This window comes from Methylobacterium mesophilicum, assembly GCF_022179445.1.
In the GTDB taxonomy this organism is placed as follows: Bacteria; Pseudomonadota; Alphaproteobacteria; order Rhizobiales; family Beijerinckiaceae; genus Methylobacterium; species Methylobacterium mesophilicum.
The window spans coordinates 40,487-56,129 of the sequence record NZ_BPQU01000024.1 but is presented as its reverse complement, the minus strand read 5'-3'; the positions used below and the strand labels follow the sequence as shown (position 1 = coordinate 56,129).

Annotated in this window: 12 protein-coding genes; 4 read left to right on the top strand and 8 right to left on the bottom strand. The window is 71.0% G+C overall.

All coding sequences use genetic code 11. The annotated features are described in order from the left end of the window. Window positions 1-64 precede the first annotated feature (64 nt). The 7 genes from MFF40_RS20780 to MFF40_RS20750 are packed head-to-tail and all read right to left on the bottom strand — an operon-like array spanning window position 65 to window position 6,660. Window positions 65-1,033 (bottom strand): glycosyltransferase family 2 protein, encoded by a 969-nt coding sequence (locus MFF40_RS20780; protein WP_238262045.1) that lies wholly within the window; start codon window positions 1,031-1,033, stop codon window positions 65-67. Then, entirely contained in the window at window positions 1,030-1,830 is an 801-nt protein-coding gene (locus tag MFF40_RS20775) for a polysaccharide deacetylase family protein (RefSeq protein WP_238262043.1), read from the bottom strand. Before MFF40_RS20775 ends, MFF40_RS20780 begins: the two co-directional genes overlap by 4 nt. Beyond that, window positions 1,827-2,963 (bottom strand): DegT/DnrJ/EryC1/StrS family aminotransferase, encoded by a 1,137-nt coding sequence (locus MFF40_RS20770; RefSeq protein WP_238262041.1) that lies wholly within the window; start codon window positions 2,961-2,963, stop codon window positions 1,827-1,829. The genes MFF40_RS20775 and MFF40_RS20770 overlap by 4 nt, the downstream gene beginning before the upstream one ends. Then, window positions 2,960-3,991, bottom strand: coding sequence for an SDR family NAD(P)-dependent oxidoreductase (locus MFF40_RS20765; RefSeq protein ID WP_238262039.1), 1,032 nt, complete (start codon window positions 3,989-3,991; stop codon window positions 2,960-2,962). Before MFF40_RS20765 ends, MFF40_RS20770 begins: the two co-directional genes overlap by 4 nt. After that, the gene (locus MFF40_RS20760) at window positions 3,975-5,090 is read right to left on the bottom strand and encodes a DegT/DnrJ/EryC1/StrS family aminotransferase (protein ID WP_147855402.1); all 1,116 of its coding nucleotides are present in this window, start codon (window positions 5,088-5,090) and stop codon (window positions 3,975-3,977) included. Before MFF40_RS20760 ends, MFF40_RS20765 begins: the two co-directional genes overlap by 17 nt. Then, window positions 5,087-6,115, bottom strand: coding sequence for a Gfo/Idh/MocA family protein (locus tag MFF40_RS20755; RefSeq protein WP_147855403.1), 1,029 nt, complete (start codon window positions 6,113-6,115; stop codon window positions 5,087-5,089). The genes MFF40_RS20760 and MFF40_RS20755 overlap by 4 nt, the downstream gene beginning before the upstream one ends. A gap of 14 nt (window positions 6,116-6,129) precedes the next feature. Continuing rightward, on the bottom strand, window positions 6,130-6,660 hold the full coding sequence (locus MFF40_RS20750; RefSeq protein WP_147855404.1) for an acyltransferase: 531 nt from the start codon (window positions 6,658-6,660) through the stop codon (window positions 6,130-6,132). A 265-nt stretch (window positions 6,661-6,925) separates the two neighbouring features. On the opposite strand from MFF40_RS20750, the gene MFF40_RS20745 reads away from it, so the two are divergent. The 4 genes from MFF40_RS20745 (at window position 6,926) to MFF40_RS20730 (ending at window position 13,969) form a co-directional block, all read left to right on the top strand. Beyond that, window positions 6,926-8,257 carry a polysaccharide biosynthesis/export family protein gene (locus MFF40_RS20745; RefSeq protein WP_147855405.1) on the top strand — a complete coding sequence of 444 codons (1,332 nt, stop codon included), beginning with the start codon at window positions 6,926-6,928 and terminating at the stop codon, window positions 8,255-8,257. Window positions 8,258-8,394: 137 nt separating this feature from the next. Next, on the top strand, window positions 8,395-10,803 hold the full coding sequence (locus tag MFF40_RS20740) for a GumC family protein (protein WP_238262037.1): 2,409 nt from the start codon (window positions 8,395-8,397) through the stop codon (window positions 10,801-10,803). Between the two features lie 211 nt (window positions 10,804-11,014). Next, entirely contained in the window at window positions 11,015-12,178 is a 1,164-nt protein-coding gene (locus tag MFF40_RS20735) for a glycosyltransferase family protein (RefSeq protein ID WP_238262035.1), read from the top strand. Window positions 12,179-13,141: 963 nt separating this feature from the next. After that, window positions 13,142-13,969: a LuxR C-terminal-related transcriptional regulator gene (locus tag MFF40_RS20730; RefSeq protein WP_238262034.1), complete on the top strand. Its 828-nt coding sequence runs from the start codon at window positions 13,142-13,144 to the stop codon at window positions 13,967-13,969. Window positions 13,970-14,089: 120 nt separating this feature from the next. Here MFF40_RS20730 and MFF40_RS20725 read toward each other — a convergent pair whose 3' ends face one another. Further along, window positions 14,090-15,448 (bottom strand): UDP-glucose dehydrogenase family protein, encoded by a 1,359-nt coding sequence (locus MFF40_RS20725; RefSeq protein ID WP_238262032.1) that lies wholly within the window; start codon window positions 15,446-15,448, stop codon window positions 14,090-14,092. Window positions 15,449-15,643 lie beyond the last annotated feature (195 nt).

The following is a 15,643-nucleotide window of genomic DNA, read 5'->3' as shown; positions in this document are numbered from 1 at the left end:
CAGCGGCGCCCGGAATCACGGGTTGGATGCCTGGACGTCCCTGCGACGGGAAAGGCCCGACCGGTCAGCGCGTCCCCGGCCCGGCCGCCGCGAGGGGGCGGCTTGCCTGGGCGACGGCCACCAGGGCCGCGCGCAGATGGGTCGGCCGGATCGCGTCCTTGACCGCCCGGTGCGGCATCAACCTGAAGGCGGAGAGCAGCGCGCCGGCGGCGGCGCGCCGGTCGCCCCGGGCCGCATGGGCCTGGGCGCCGTCCAGGAAGGCGTCGTAATACCCCTGCACGGTCGCGAAATAGAGGCGCAGGGCCTGGAGGCGCGAAACGCCGAGGGCCGGCGCGTGCCGCCGGAAGACCAGCCGCGTGAAGCGGATCCGGCGGGCGATCAGGCTGTCGAAGGTCCCGGCCGGCCGCTGCCGGAAATGGACGCCGGGCACGGCCACGAAGGCGGCCCCGTGCCGGCGCACCGCCCGGATCTGCCAATCCCAATCCTGGTCGCCGAGCAGCGCCTCGTCGAACAGGCCGACGCTGTCGACGAGGCTCCGGCGCACCACGGTCGCGCCGACCTGCGGGAAGTAGCCGCTCAACATCCGGCGCAGCAGCGCGGCCCCGTCGGCCGGGAGCTCCGCCGGCCAGGGGCCGTAGACCGGCTCCAGTTCCGGGGAGGTGGTGATCACCTGGCCGAAGACGATGCCGAGACCGGGCTCCGCTTCGAGCCGTCGGAGATGGGGGCGGATGTGGCCCGGCAGCCAGACATCGTCGTCGTCGAGGAACGCCACGTAGGGTGCGCTCGCCCGCAGCAGGGCCGCGTTGCGGGCGGCCCCCGCGCCGGCGCGCGCGACCGGCACGTGGAGGGCGCCGAACGCGGCGGCGACCTCGGCGGCCGGACCCGGCTGACCGTTGTCGCCCACGATGATCTCGAAGGCGAGATCGGGCGCCTCCAGGGCGCGGATGCTCGCCAGGGCCTCGCGCAGCAGGGCGGGCCGGTTGCAGGTGGGGACCACCACGGAAACCGTGGCGCGGGGCGCGGGCTGCATCATGTCCATTCTTCCCAGGCGTCGTAGACGCCGTTCAGGAGGGCCCCGAAGACCAGGTCGTTGTCGAAATGCGTGACGAAGCTGCGCCCGATGGTCCCGAGCGGCCGCGTCTCCACGGCCTGCGCGTAGACGATCCGGTAGCCGGCCTGCTCGGCGGCGCGGGCGGCCGCCGGCGTCCAGTTCGCCGACTGCCCCAGCGGGATCGCGAAGCTGTCGGGCCGGATGCCGAGCCGGGCCGCGATCGCCCGGCGCGAGCCGTCGAGCTCCTCGGCCGCCCGCTCGGCGCCGAGGCCCCCGAAATTCGGATGGGTGACGGAATGGCTGCCGATCTCGACGCCGGCCGAGGCCAGGGCCTCGACCTCGCGCCAGCCCAGGATTCCGCGCGGGCCGGTCCCCGGCCGGTCGAGCCAGCCGGAGACGACGAACAGCGTCCACGGAATCCCGTGATCCCGCAGGATCGGCTCCGCGGCGTCGAGCACGCTGCGCCAGCCGTCGTCGAAGGTGATCGCGAGGTCACAGGGTTCGCCGCTTCCCTCGGCGATGGCGGCGGCCGGCACGAAGCGGTAGCCGAGGCGCAGGGCCAGCTCGATCTGGTGCCGGAAGCGCTCGGGTGTGACGTCGTTGACGCCGCATTCGGGCTGCCCGATCGAATGATAGCAGAGGATGCGCCCGCCCGGCCGCTCACGGCGCGTCCCGGCGACCGCCAGGGTGGTGCGTTCGTAGGCCATCCGGGCGGCCGCGAACCGCGGACGGGTGAGCCCCACGGTGCGGGCGAGGCTCTTGACCGGCCCGGGGATCATCGCAGGGCGGCGCGCAGGCCGGCGACGACCTGGTCCTGCATCGCGTCGTCCATGCCGGCGTAGAGCGGCAGGAGGATCGCGTGGTCGCGCGCCCGCTCCGATTCCGGCAAGGCGAAGCGCCGGGGCGCCTCGGCGTAGGGCGGCTCCAGGTGGGCGCACATGATGCCCCGGCGGGTGGCGATGCCCTGATCGAGCATCGCCTGCATCACGGCGCCCTGGTCGGCCGTCTCCGGCAGGCGGATGCAGAAGCTCTGCCAGTTGCTGCGCGAGCCCATCGGCTCGGGGGGCGGCGTCACCTCCGGCAGGTCCGCGAGCCGCGCCCGGTAGCCGTCCGCGAGGGCGCGCCGGCGGGCGATCAGGCCGGGCAGCCGGGTGAGCTGCGCACGGCCGATGGCCGCCTGCACGTCCGTCATCCGGTAATTGAAGCCCGCGACCGTGTACGCCTCGGCCACCACCCGGGCGCTGCCGTGACGCGCCACGTCGGACACGCTCATCCCGTGCTGGCGCCACAGCCTGAACTTGCGGTCCCAGTCGGGATTGGCCGTCGTGATCATGCCGCCGTCGCCGGTGGTCAGGACCTTGCGCGGATGGAACGAGAAGCAGGCGACGTCGCCTGCGGGTCCGCCGATCGGCCGCCAGACGTCGCCCTGGAGCCGCTCGGAGCCGATCGCGCAGGCCGCGTCCTCGATCACCGGGATGCCGGACCGGCGCCCGAGCGCCACGATGGCCTCGAGGTCGCAGGGCATGCCCATCTGGTGGACGCAGACGATCGCCCTGGTCCGCTCGGTCACCGCCGCGGCGGCGGCCTCCGGGGCCATGTTGAAGGTCGCCGGGTCGACGTCCACGAAGATCGGCGTCGCCCCGCACTGGGCGATGGCGTTGGCGGTGGCGATGAAGCTGTGGCTCACCGTCACCACCTCGTCGCCGGGTCCGACCCCGGCGGCGAGAAGCGCGAGATGCAGCGCGGTGGTGCAGTTCGAGACCGCGCAGGCATGGGGCGCGCCGACGATCGCGGCGAACTCCGCCTCGAAGGCCGCGACCTGCGGCCCCTGGGTCAGCCAGCCGGAGCGGACGACGGCGGCGGCGGCCTCCGCTTCCGGCTCGCCGACATCGGGTTTCGCGATCGGGATCATGCCAGCGCCCGCCTCAGGTGATCCGAACCGGCCTCGTCGCTCCACCAGGACACCAGGTCGGCCAGCCCCTCGGCCGGCCCGATCTTCGCCTCGAAGCCGATCAGATCCCGGGCGAGGCTGGTGTCGCACAGGCGCCGGGGCACCGGGTTCACGGCGCGCTCGGCCTCGTGGATCAGCGGGGTGCCGTCACGGCCCATGATCCGGGTGAGATGGCCGGCGAGATCGACCAGGGAGGTCTCCAGGCCGGTGCCGACGTTCAGCACCACGTCGGTGGCCGGTGCGGTCGCCGACAGGATGTTGGCCCGGGCGATGTCGCGGACATGGACGAGGTCCATGGTCTGCAGGCCGTCGCCGAACACGATCGGGGACTGGCCCTCGGCCAGGCGCTGCATCCAGCGCACCATCACCTCGGTGTAGCGGCCGGTCAGGTCCATGCGCGGCCCGTACGCGTTGAAGTAGCGGAGCGCCACGTAATCCAGGCCGTACATGTCGTTGAACGAGCGCAGCAGGCCCTCGCCGAACGACTTGGCCGCCCCGTAGAGGGTGCGGTTGTCGTAAGGGTGGTGCTTCTCCGTGGTCGGGAAGCTCTCGGCCATGCCGTAGACCGACGCGGACGAGGCCATCACCACCTTGGCGACGCCGGCCTCGACGCAGCGCTCCAGCAGGTCGAAGGTCGCGGTCGCCATCACCTCGAAGGCCTGGCGCGGCTCGGCGGCGCATTGGGTGATCCGCAGGGCCGCCTGGTGGAACACCACGTCGGTGCCCTTGACCAGGCCGTCCATCAGGGCCCGGTCGCGGATGTCGCCCTGCACCAGCCGGACACGGCCCGAGCCGAGGGCGTCCTTCAGGTTCTCGGGCCGCCCGCGGACCATGTTGTCGACGGCCACGATCTCGTCGCAGCCGGCCTCGACCAGCAGGTCGATGATGTGGGATCCGATGAAGCCGGATCCGCCGGTGACGAGGATCCGGGTCCCGCGCAGGTCGCCGGCGAAGCGGCTTCCCTTGCTGACATCACGCAGCTTTTGCATCGGCGACCTCGCAGTAGCTCGAGACGGCCCGGCAGACGCTGTCGATCTGGCTAGACGTCAGTTCCGGGAACATCGGCAGGGACAGGGTCCGGGCGGCCAGGCGCTCGGTGACCGGCAGGCGGCCGGTCCCGTCGTCCAGATGGCGGTAGGCGGGCTGCCTGTGGACCGGGACGGGGTAGTGGATGCCGGTACTGATCCCGGCCTCGGTCAGGTGCTGGCGCAGGCCTTCGCGGTCGGGGGTGCTGACCGCGTAGACGTGGAAGGCGTGGTCGCGTCCGGCCGCGCCGGGCAGATCGAGCCCGAGACCCGCGAGCCGCGCCCCGTACTCGGCCGCCACCGCCTGACGGGCCCGGGTCCAGCCCTCCAGGTAGGGAAGCTTGGTACCCAGGACCGCGCCCTGGACCCCGTCCATGCGCAGGTTGAAGCCGTGCCGGACGTGGTTGTACTTGCCCTGCTGGCCCCAGTCGCGCAGGCACCGCGCCGCCTCGGCGAGGTCGTCCCGGTCGGTGACGATGGCACCGCCCTCGCCGTACGCGCCCAGGTTCTTGCCGGGATAGAAGCTGAAGCAGCCGATATCCCCGATCGTGCCGGCCTTCCGGCCGCCGCGCTCCGCGAGATGCGCCTGCGCGGCGTCCTCCACCAGGGCGAGGCCGTGGCGCCGGGCGATGGCCCCGAGTGCGTCCAGATCGGCCATGCGGCCGTGGAGGTGCACCGGCAGGATCGCCTTGGTGCGGGGCGTGATCGCCGCCTCGACCAGGGCCGGATCCATGGTCCAGTTCACCGGGTCGATGTCGACGAGGACCGGCGTCGCGCCGGCATAGAGCACCGCCGCGACGGTGGCCACGAAGGTGGCCGAGACCGTGATCACCTCGTCGCCCGGGCCGATATCCAGGGCCAGCAGCGCGAGATGGAGCGCCGCGGTGCCGCTGCTGACGGCCACCGCGTGCTTGGCGCCGCAGGCCTCGGCGAAGGCCGCCTCGAACGCGGTGACCGCCGGTCCGAGGACGAAGTCGCCGCTGCGCAGGACGTTGAGGACGGCGGTCTCGACGTCGCCGCCGATGGCCGCGTATTGCGCCTTGAGGTCGAGAAACGGGATCACGAGGCCCTCGCAAGTGGCATGAGGTCGATGGGGTGGCCGTTCTGGCGCAGGGAGCGCATCGCGGCCTCGAGGAGTTCGACCACGCGCAAGCCGCTGTGGCCGTCGGTCTTCGGCGCCTTGCCGGTCTCGATGCAGTCGACGAAGTGCTCGATCTCGACGACGAGCGCCTCGCGGAAGGAGAGGTGCGGCGACCACATGTCCCCGGTCCGGTAGGAGACCATCAGTTCGGTGATGTCCCCGGAGCCGTCGCCGACGGTGACGCCGCGGTCGTAGACCTTGACCTTCTCGATCGGGTCCAAGTCGTTGTAGACGATCATCTTCTTGCTGCCGCCGATCAGCGTCTGCCGGACCTTCACGGGGGCCAGCCAGTTGACGTTGATCTGCGCGACGACGCCGCGCGGGTAGAAGATCGTCAGGTGGGCCATGTTCTCGGGGCGGCCGCTGAAATGGCCGGTGCCGCTCGCCGAGATCGCCACCGGGGCGAGGTCCAGGACATGGTCGAGGATCGCGAGATCATGGACCGCGAGATCCCAGATCACGTTCACGTCGCGCTGGAACAGGCCGAGGTTCACCCGGGTCGAGTCGTAGTAGAAGACCTCGCCGAGCGCGCCGTCCTTGATCAGATCGTTGATCTTCTCGACCGCGCCCGTGTAGACGAAGGTGTGATCGACCATCAGGGTCAGGTTGCGCTTGGCCGCCTCCTCGATCAGCAGCCGCGCCTCGAAGGCCGAGGACGTGATCGGCTTCTCGATGAAGACATGCTTGCCGGCCCGGAGCGCGTTGATGGCGATCTCGAAATGCGAGCTCACCGGCGTCGCCACCATGACGGCGTCGATCTCGGGATCCGCGATGAGGTCGCGCCAATCCTGGTGGAGTTCGGCCGCGGGATGGCGCTTGCCCGCCCGGGCGAGCGCAGCGGGCGACTGGTCGGCGATGGCGGCGAGCCGGCACTGCTCGGTCTCCGAGGTGCAGCGGGCCAGGTTCGGCCCCCAGTAGCCGTAGCCGACGATTCCGATGGCGATCATGTGCGTGTGTCCCCTCAAGCGATCTGCAGAGGCTCGGCCGCCGCCGGCCGGGACGGCCGTTGGGACCGGGCGCGCTTCTGGCGCGTGTCGCCGATGACCCGGGCGGGGCATCCGGCGACGATGGCGTAGGGCGGGACGTCGCGGGTCACGACCGCGCCTGCGCCGACCAGGGCGCCCTCCCCGATGGTGATGCCGGCCACGATGGTGGCGTTGGAGCCGATCGAGGCGCGATCCCCGACCAGGGTCTCGACGAGTTCCCAGTCGCCGTCGCGCTTCAGGCTGCCGTCGTCGTTCGTGGCTTCCGGATAGCGCTCGTTGGTGAAGACCACCCCGTGCCCGACGAAGACTTCCGCGCCGATCGACACGCCTTCGCAGATGAAGGTGTGCGAGGAGATCTTGCAGCGGGGGCCGATGGTGCTGTTGCGCTGGATCTCGACGAAGGGTCCGATGCGCGACCCGGTCTTTATTTCACATCCATAAATATTAACGAGATCTGGGTAAAAGATACCCACGTCTCGCTCAATATCCGCATCGGTAATCGGCATCCCCGCAGCTCCTTTTGCCGAACTTCTGTGCGGCAAAACTGCGCGGACCTGCGGACGATCGGGAACCCAGGCTTTCGATACCGGTCCTCCCCCGAAAGGCGCACCGCGCTTCCCCGGGGCGGCGCGGCCCCCGGGGGCCTACCTCGAAAGGCGCAAGGCGCCGCGCCGAAGCGGAACGCCGGCCTCCTTTTGGACGAGTCCCGGCGAACTGCGCCGCTGCGCATCATGCAGGCTGAGCTGTGCCCGAGCATGAAGGGACGACGCGTTGAACACCTGGTCCCATCCGGCCTGTCCCGAGGTCTTCGCAGGTAAGCCCGTCCGCAGCGGCGCGTCGCTGCGAAGAGTCTTCGCAGCGAGCGCCGCGATCCTGCTGACGCTGGCCGCGCAGCCGGCCTTCGCCGAATACCGGATCGCGGCGGGCGATTCCCTCGAGGTGACGGCGCTCAGCATTCCCGGGTTCAAGCAGGAGGCCACGGTCGGGATCGACGGCACCGTCATGGTGCCGCTTCTCGGCGAGGTGCCGGCGGTCGGGCTGACGGTCTCGGAGTTCCGCAAGACCCTGCAGAAGGCGCTGCCGGCCAAGGCGGTGCGGCAGCGCAACGCGGAGGGCAAGGAATCGATCGCCGTGATCGAGCCCGACGAGATCGGGGTGCGGATCGCGAAGTACCAGCCGGTCTACCTGAGCGGCGACGTGACCAAGCAGGGCGAGCACCCGTTCCATCCGGGCATGACCGTCCGGCAGGCGGTGGCGCTGGCGGGCGGCTACAACCTGCTGCGCTTCCGGATGGAGAACCCGGTCGTCGAGAGCGCCAACCTGCGCGCCGAGTACGACAGCGTCTGGGCGAGCATCGCCCGCGAGAGCGCCAACGTCTGGCGGCTCAAGGCGGTCATCGCGGCGGCACGGGCCGACAAGGCGGCGCCGGCCGGGGCGGACCCGAACGTCCCGCCGGTCCGGGCGAGCGTCGCGCAGAAGCTCGCCGAGCAGCAGCTGCGCGTGCAGATGTCCGACGTCGCCAAGGAGAAGGAGCACCTGCAGCGCGCGCTGACCCGCTCCCAGAACCAGCTCGTCAGCCTGACCGAGCAGCAGGCCAAGGAGAAGGAGGGCGTCACCGCCGACGCCGACGACTACGACGCGGTGCGGGCGCTGTTCCAGCGCGGCGCCGTCGTGACGACGCGGCTGACGGATGCCCGCCGGGCGGTGCTGCTGTCCTCGACCCGGGCGCTCCAGACCACCGTCCAGGTGGCGCAGCTGGAGCGCGACAAGGGCGAGCTGACCCGCAAGCTCGAACGGGTCGACGACCAGCAGGCCCTGGACGCCATGGAGAAGCTGCAGGTCTCGGAAGACAACCTGACCGCGCTCCGCTCGCGCCTGAACAGCATCAACGACAAGCTGGTCTATACCGGCGCCCTGCGCAGCCAGCTCCTGTCCGGCAGCCGCGCCCGGGCTTCGATCGCCGTCTTCCGCCCCAACAGCACCACCCCGAGCGCGGTCGACGCCGCCGAGGACATGGAGCTCCAGCCGGGCGACGTCGTGGAGGTGGTGCTCAAGCCGGACCCCGCCATGCGGGGGATCGGCGACGGCGCCGGCCAGAACTGACGCCACCGGATGCCCATCGCGCCGGACGGCGACCGCGGGCCTTCGGGAAAAATCATTCCAGAACAAACGCTTAGCCCGTCGTTCAGGATCCGGGATCCGAGACGATGCGCAAACCCCGCCCCGGTGAGGGACACGCCATGAACAGACACTCGACCAGCGCGGCCTTCCTGCGGGCCGACCCCGTGGGCACCGGCGCCGGCAGGCCGTGGCGGGACGCGCCGCGGACGCCCGATCCCGATTCCCAGGTCGCGATCCTGACGATCATGCGGCGGAACTGGCGGTCGATCCTGGCGCTTAGCGGCGTCGGGCTGATCGCCGCGATCATCTACGTCGCCACCGCACCGTCGATCTACACCGCCAGGGCGCGGGTCTACATCGAGAGCCGGTCGAGCCCGGTCACGGCCCGCGACACGCCCGGCGCCGCGACCCCCCTGGAGATCCCCGAGGTCGAGAGCCAGGTCGAGTACATCCGCTCCGAGAAGATCGCCCTGGCCGCGGTGCACCGGCTCGGCCTGGCGCCGACGCAGGACCTGTCGGTGCCGCCGCACCCGCTGGTGGCGCGGGTCCGGGAGGGCATCGGCGCGGTCAAGCTGTTCGTCGCCGGCCTGATCGGCCTCTCCCCCGCTCCCAAGCCGGGCGTCGCGGTGGGTCCGGACGAGCGCCAGGCCGCGACCGTGCGGGAGAACCTGGAAGCCGCCCGCATCGGCGCGGCCTACGTCATCGAGGTCGGCTACAGCCTCGACAACCCCACGACCGCGGCCGCCGTCGCCAACGCGGTGGCGGACGCCTACGTGGCCACGCAGTTGGAGAACCGGTCGCAGATCTGGAAGGTCGCCGGCGAGTGGATCCTGCCGCGGCTGAAGGAGATGCAGCAGCGCGCCAGCGCGGCCTCCCGCGAGGCCCAGACCTACAAGGCCGAGCACGCCATCATCGATCTCGGCAAGCGCGGCCTCGTGGGCGAGCAGCAGCTGGAGGAACTCAACACCGCGGTCGCCTCCGCCCGGTCCAGGACCGTGGACGCCCGCTCGACCCGCGACCAGATCCGCGCGCTGCTGGCCTCCGATATCGCCGATCCCGGCATCACCGAGGCCTTCAAGGACACGGTGATCATCCAGCTGCGCAAGCAGTATGTCGACCTGGTGCAGCGCGCCGACGACCTGAAGCGCCGCCTCGGCCCCGACCACGACGCGGTCACGGCGATCCAGAAGGACGTGCTGGCGGCCAAGCAATCCCTGCGGGCCGAACTGGAGCGCCTCGCCGCCTCCCTGGACCGGGACTACGAGGTCGCCAAGGCCCGCGAGGACAGCATGTCGGCGTCCTTCGACGCGCTGATCTCGAAGACGCTGGTGACCAGCGAGGCGCGGGTGAAGGCGAAGGAGCTCGACCGGGCGGCCGAGACCTACGACCAGATCTACACGAACCTGCTCAGCCGCTACATCGACGCGGTCAACCAGCAATCCTACCCGCAGCCCTCCGCGCACGTGATCACCCCGGCCACCGTCCCGGAGCGCCCGAGCGCGCCGCGCGGCGGCCTGATCGTGATGCTCGGCATGCTGGTCGGGGCCGGCCTCGGCGTCAGCGCCGCCTTCGCGCGGCACTGGTTCGACCGGACCCTGCGGTCGCCCGGGCAGATCACCGGCCAGGGCCTGTCCTGCCTGGCCGCCCTCCCCGAGCTGCGGCGCGAGCCGGGCTACCGGGCCGCCCTGGCGCTGGCGCAGAGCCACGCCGACGAGGCCCTGCGGCCGGCCAGCGTCGAGGCGTTCAAGGCCGGCGCGGTGCGGTACATGCCGCAATCGATCTTCGTCGAGCGGCTGCACAGCCTGAAGTCGCACCTGATCGGCAACGACCGCCGCGGCCCGGTCTTCGCCATCGGGGTGACCTCGGTCGGGGCCGGCACCGGCAAGACCACCTTCGCGAGCAACTTCAGCCAGCTGCTCGCCCGGTCGCGCGCGGCCTCCGCGAGCCGGATCCTGCTGATCGACGCCGACGTGCGGCAGGCGACCCTGTCGCGGCTCAGCCAGGCCTCCGACCAGCGCGGGCTCCTCGACGTCCTCGCCGGCCGCTGCTGCGCCGAGGAGGCCGTCCGGCCCCAGCCCGGGGACGTCCGCCTGCTCGCCTGCGGCAGCCTCCACCCGGGCGACCCGCATTTCAGCGACCTGATGACCCCGGAGGCGATCGCCAGCCTGGTCCGCGACGAGCGCACCAACCTCGACCGCATCGTGGTGGACCTGCCCTCGGCCGACGATCTGCCGACCCTGCGGCCGCTCCTCGACATGCTGGACGGGGTGATCCTCGTGGCCGAGGCGGGCAAGACCAACATCGACGACGTGATCGCGGCCGTCCAGGACCTGGAATCGAGCGGCTGCACCGTCCTGGGCGTCGTGCTCAACAAGACCAACGCCACGCCGGCGGTCCGGCGCGGCACCCTGGTGGACGCCCTGGTCCGCCGCGCCGCCGCGATGCGGCCGTCCGCCCAGCCCCGGGCCGCCCGGTCCTGGCGCCGCCGCCCGGGCGCCGAGGCGACGGATGCAGGAGCCTCCGCGTGACGGTGTTCCGCGCGGCGTCGGGTTCGCCGGCGCAGGGAAGGCTGAACGGGTGCGGCGCGCAAGCCCGTCCGCGGCCGCTCCGGCGTTCGTCGCATCGCAACGCGTGGGGCAAGCGACCGACGGGCTCACACCCGTGCCCGATCAGGGGGATCGCTGGGAGGCCAAGGGGCCAGCGTCCGTCCTGTGTCCATGAAGCCGGGTGCGGCACGCCATGATGCAGCCCCAGCCTGAAACCGCAGTGCTCGGCCGGGTCGCCTTCTTCGGCCACGACCGGATCGAGCCGACGATCCGGAAGCGGGTCGGCGCCATCCGGGAGACCGGCTGGTCGGTGGTCGAGTACATGTTCGTGCGGGCGCGGGTCGGCCTCGCCGATCCCGGGATCGCCGGCGACGTGGTGCCGCTCGGGCAGACCGTGGACCGGCATTACGGACGGCGTCTCCCGATGCTCGCTCTCGGGATCGTCCGGGCGCTCGCCCGGTGGCGGGACCTGCGCGCCGCGGACGTGGTCTACGTGCGCAACCTCGACATGGCGCTGGTGGCCTGGGCCTCGACCCGGCTCGCGGGCGGCCGGGCGCCGCTGGTCTACGAGGTGCTCGACATCCAGCGCCTGATGGTGCGGCCGGACCGGGTCGGGCGGGTCGCCCGGGCGGTGGAACGCTGGATCCTGGGCCGCAGCGCGCTCCTGGTGGTCAGCGCGCCGGACTTCGTGGGGCGCTACTTCGGGCCGGTCCAGGGCTTTTCGGGCCCGTGGCACCTCCTCGAGAACAAGGTCATGGCGCACCGCCTCGCCGAGGTGGCGCACCGGATCGACCGCGACCGCAGGGCCGGGCCGCCCTGGGTCATCGGCTGGTTCGGCACCCTGCGCTGCCGCCGGAGCCTGACCATCCTGGCGGCGGTGGCGCGGGCGCTGGGCGACGCGGTGCGGATCGTGATCGCCGGCCGGCTCTCGGAGGAGGATATCGACCCGCAGACCTTCGCGGAGACGCTGCGCCGGCATCCGAACATGTCGTTCCGCGGCCCCTACGCCAATCCGGGCGAGTTGCCCGACATCTACGGCGGCGTGCACTTCAGCTGGGCGGTCGATTACTTGGATGACGGCCTGAACTCGGACTGGCTGCTGCCGAACCGGCTCTATGAGGGCGGCCTGTGCGGGGCGCTGACGCTGGCGCGCGCCGAGACCGCCACGGGCCGCTACGCGGTGGCCGAGCAGCTCGGCTGGGCCTTCCCGGAACCGCTCGAGGACGCCGTCATCGCGTTCCTGCGCGGCCTCGACGGCGCGACCTACGCGGCGATGCACGGCCGGCTCGCCACCCGGGCGATCTCGGACTTCGTCGACGTCCACGGCATGCGCGACCTGCTCGCCCGGGTCGCCTGACTGGCTTTTTCGCGGGGCGCGCGGCTCAACGGGCCGGGCCGCGCCGCCTGACGCGGGCCAAGCCCGAATTCGGGCGCATCGTCCACCCCGCGACGGGATGCTGACGGACTCACACATCCGGCGGGCCGACACGGGCGCAGGAGGTCGTGCGGGTTGCCTCCCGCTGCGGGACAAGGGGCCTGTCGCGCTATGGACGTGAGACTGCCTCGAACTTGCGGAGCCCTCAGCGGACCCGGTGCGCCCGGATCGGGCGGCCCGGGTTACGTAGTTCCGACGGGCACGCCCGCGGGCACGCGAATCGATCGGCTCAGGATGCGGCTTGCCGGCCTCCGAAAGCCCTGATTCGGGGGTGATTCGCCGCCGGACGAGCGGTTCGAGCCCCCAAACCGTCATCATGTCTACAAAATCAGTCCCTCAACACAGTTTCAGCGACGAAAACTGGATTCGCCACCGCGCTGGAGCGCGAGATAGGCGGGGCAATTAGACATCGGTCGAATAGGCTAAACAATTTGGCCAAGGCCGCATCCGGCGCCGGAATCCGATCCCCGAGCCGGCGGGCCGCCGCGGCGGAAATAGCCACCGCGGCGTTTCGGTCTTTTGGTTGCTAAAAACTTCCGATCGACCACCCAGATACGGTCGATCGGTCGCAATGAACCGAAACAGACACCAGAAGACCGCACGAATGCGGGACGCGATCTACGATCCGCACCGGCCGCCACTGCGTCAGTAGCTACGTACGTAGTTTGTGACTGTTTTGATATGCGTAGAAATTTAATCAAACCGGAGCAGATAGGGTATTTACAGCTGATTTTACGAAAGTTAGCATTATATCCACGGTCATCGAGAGCCATCCAATAAGGCGCCGAACAGATCGCAATCCGCCAGTGTCATGTCGACGGCGAGTTCGTGGGTTTCCGCGCCCTCGCCTGACAACGGGCTTCCTGCGAAAGGAGGTAACTTCCTATGGCCAGTCTTGGTACTCGAGACGAGCGCGTCATCGTTGAGCGGGATAGTCCCAGGAGCCGCAGCGGCTTTCCGGGAGCGCAGGGCGGTGACGGTTCCGCCGTCATCGAGCAGCGGGACCCCACCCTGGTCCGCACGAACCGCATCGTGATCATCGATCGCCGGCAACTCGTCGGTCGATGCCTGGCCGCGTCCCTCCGGGAGGCCGACAAGGACACCGTGTTCGAGGTGTTCCCGGACATCGAGTCCTGGAAGCGCCAGACCCCGTTCGCGGCCGCCAACGTGGTCGTGCTGTGCCGGCCGGACGGCAACCTGTCCGAGACCGAGTGGGCCGAGGTCACCCGCGAGCTGGCCCTGCTGCAGGGCGAGGTCGACGCGCCCCCGGTCGCGGTCATCTCGGACGGGGAGAACCTCGACCAGATCGTGCGGACCATCAAGCTCGGGGTGAAGGGCTACATCCCGACCACGACGTCGGTCGACATCGCCCTGCAGGCGCTCCAGCTCGTCCAGGCGGGCGGCGTCTACATCCCGGCGGAGTGCCTGTTCCCGCTTCTCGCCAGCATCAAGGTCGAGGAGCCGGTCGAGCCCGGCGAGGACGAGATCTTCTCCCCGCGCCAGCTCTGCGTCGCCCGGGCCCTGCGCAAGGGCACGCCGAACAAGATCATCGCCTACGAGTTGAACATGTGCGAGAGCACGGTGAAGGTTCACGTCCGCAACATCATGAAGAAGTTGAAGGCGAAGAACCGCACCGAGGTCGCGTACCTGACCAACAAGTACTTCCTGCGCGAGGATTCGAGCCTGGCCGCCATGAAGGCCCCCGCGGCCTGACCGCCGCCCGGCCGCGACGGCCCCGACAGAGCGCCGTGCCCGATCCATCCGCGATCGGGCACGGCGCTCTGTTTTGAGCCGGCCGCCCCGCGGGGCGGCCGGTTCCAGACGGTGGCCGCCTCAGCCGACGGCCAGCAGCGGCCGGGCCGCGGGCTCGGCCCGGGACGCGGCAGGCTCATCGGCGCGGCCGACGCTGGTATAGGCGAACCCGTGGAGCCGGGCCTCCTCGGGCCGGTAGACGTTGCGCAGATCGACCAGGACCGGGGTGCGCATCGTGGCGTGCAGCCGCGGCAGGTCCAGCGCCCGGAACGCGTTCCACTCGGTGACGATCACCAGGGCGTCCGCCCCCTCCGCGCACGCGTAGGCATCCTGCGCGAAGTCCACCCCCGGGAGGAGCGGCCGGGCCTGCTCCATCCCCTCCGGGTCGTAGGCGCGGACATGGGCGCCGGCATCCTGCAGGCCGGCCACGATCGCGAGCGCGGGCGCATCGCGCATGTCGTCGGTGTTCGGCTTGAAGGTCAGCCCCAGCACCGCGACCGTCTTGCCGCGGACCCCGCCGCAGGCCTTGATCACCTTGCGGGCCATGCCGCGCTTCCTCTGGTCGTTGACCGCCACCACGGTCTCGACCAGCCGCAGCGGCGTGCCGGCATCCTGGGCGGTCTTGACCAGCGCCAGCGTGTCCTTCGGGAAGCACGAGCCGCCGTAGCCCGGCCCCGCGTGCAGGAACTTGCCGCCGATCCGGTTGTCCAGCCCCATGCCGCGGGCGACCTGCTGGACGTCGGCGCCGACCTGCTCGCAGAGGTCGGCGATCTCGTTGATGAAGGTGATCTTGGCGGCCAGGAACGCGTTGGCGGCGTATTTCGTCAGCTCGGCGGTGCGCCGCGAGGTCACCAGGATCGGCGCCTCGTTGAGGTAGAGCGGCCGGTAGACCTCGCGCATCACCGCCTCGGCGCGGGGATCCTCGGTGCCGACCACGATCCGGTCCGGGCGCTTGAAGTCGGAGATCGCCGCGCCCTCGCGCAGGAATTCCGGGTTCGACACCACGGCGAAGTCGGCGTCCGGCCGCAGCTCGCGGATGATCCGCTCGACCTCGTCGCCGGTGCCCACCGGGACCGTCGACTTCGTCACCACCACGGTGAAGCGGGTCAGCGCCCGGGCGATGCTGCGGGCCGCCTGATACACGAAGGACAGGTCGGCGAAGCCGTCGCCGCGCCGCGAGGGTGTCCCCACCGCGATGAACACCGCGTCTGCCTCCGCGACGGCGAGTTCCAGGTCGGCGACGAAGGACAGCCGGCCCTGGCGGACGTTCTCCGCCACGAGGGCACCGAGCTCGGGCTCGTAGATCGGGATCCGCCCGGCATTCAGCGCGTCGATCCGGTCGCGATTGGTGTCGACGCACACGACGCTGTGGCCGAAATCGGCCAGGCACGCCCCGGAGACCAGCCCGACATAGCCCGACCCGACCATCGTGATGTTCATGCTCGCCTCGTCGCACCGCGCGTCCTGTGAGTCCGGTCTACGGCGGCGGCGGCGGGGCGGCACCTCATGACTTAGGCGTAGGGCCGGTCGGCGGGACGGGGTACGGGCGCGGTCCGCGGGGCTGCCGGGCCCCAAGGGCGGCCGGATACCTCGCTAGGCTTAGGTCCGGCCGCCTCCGCGGTGTTCTCCGGCCAG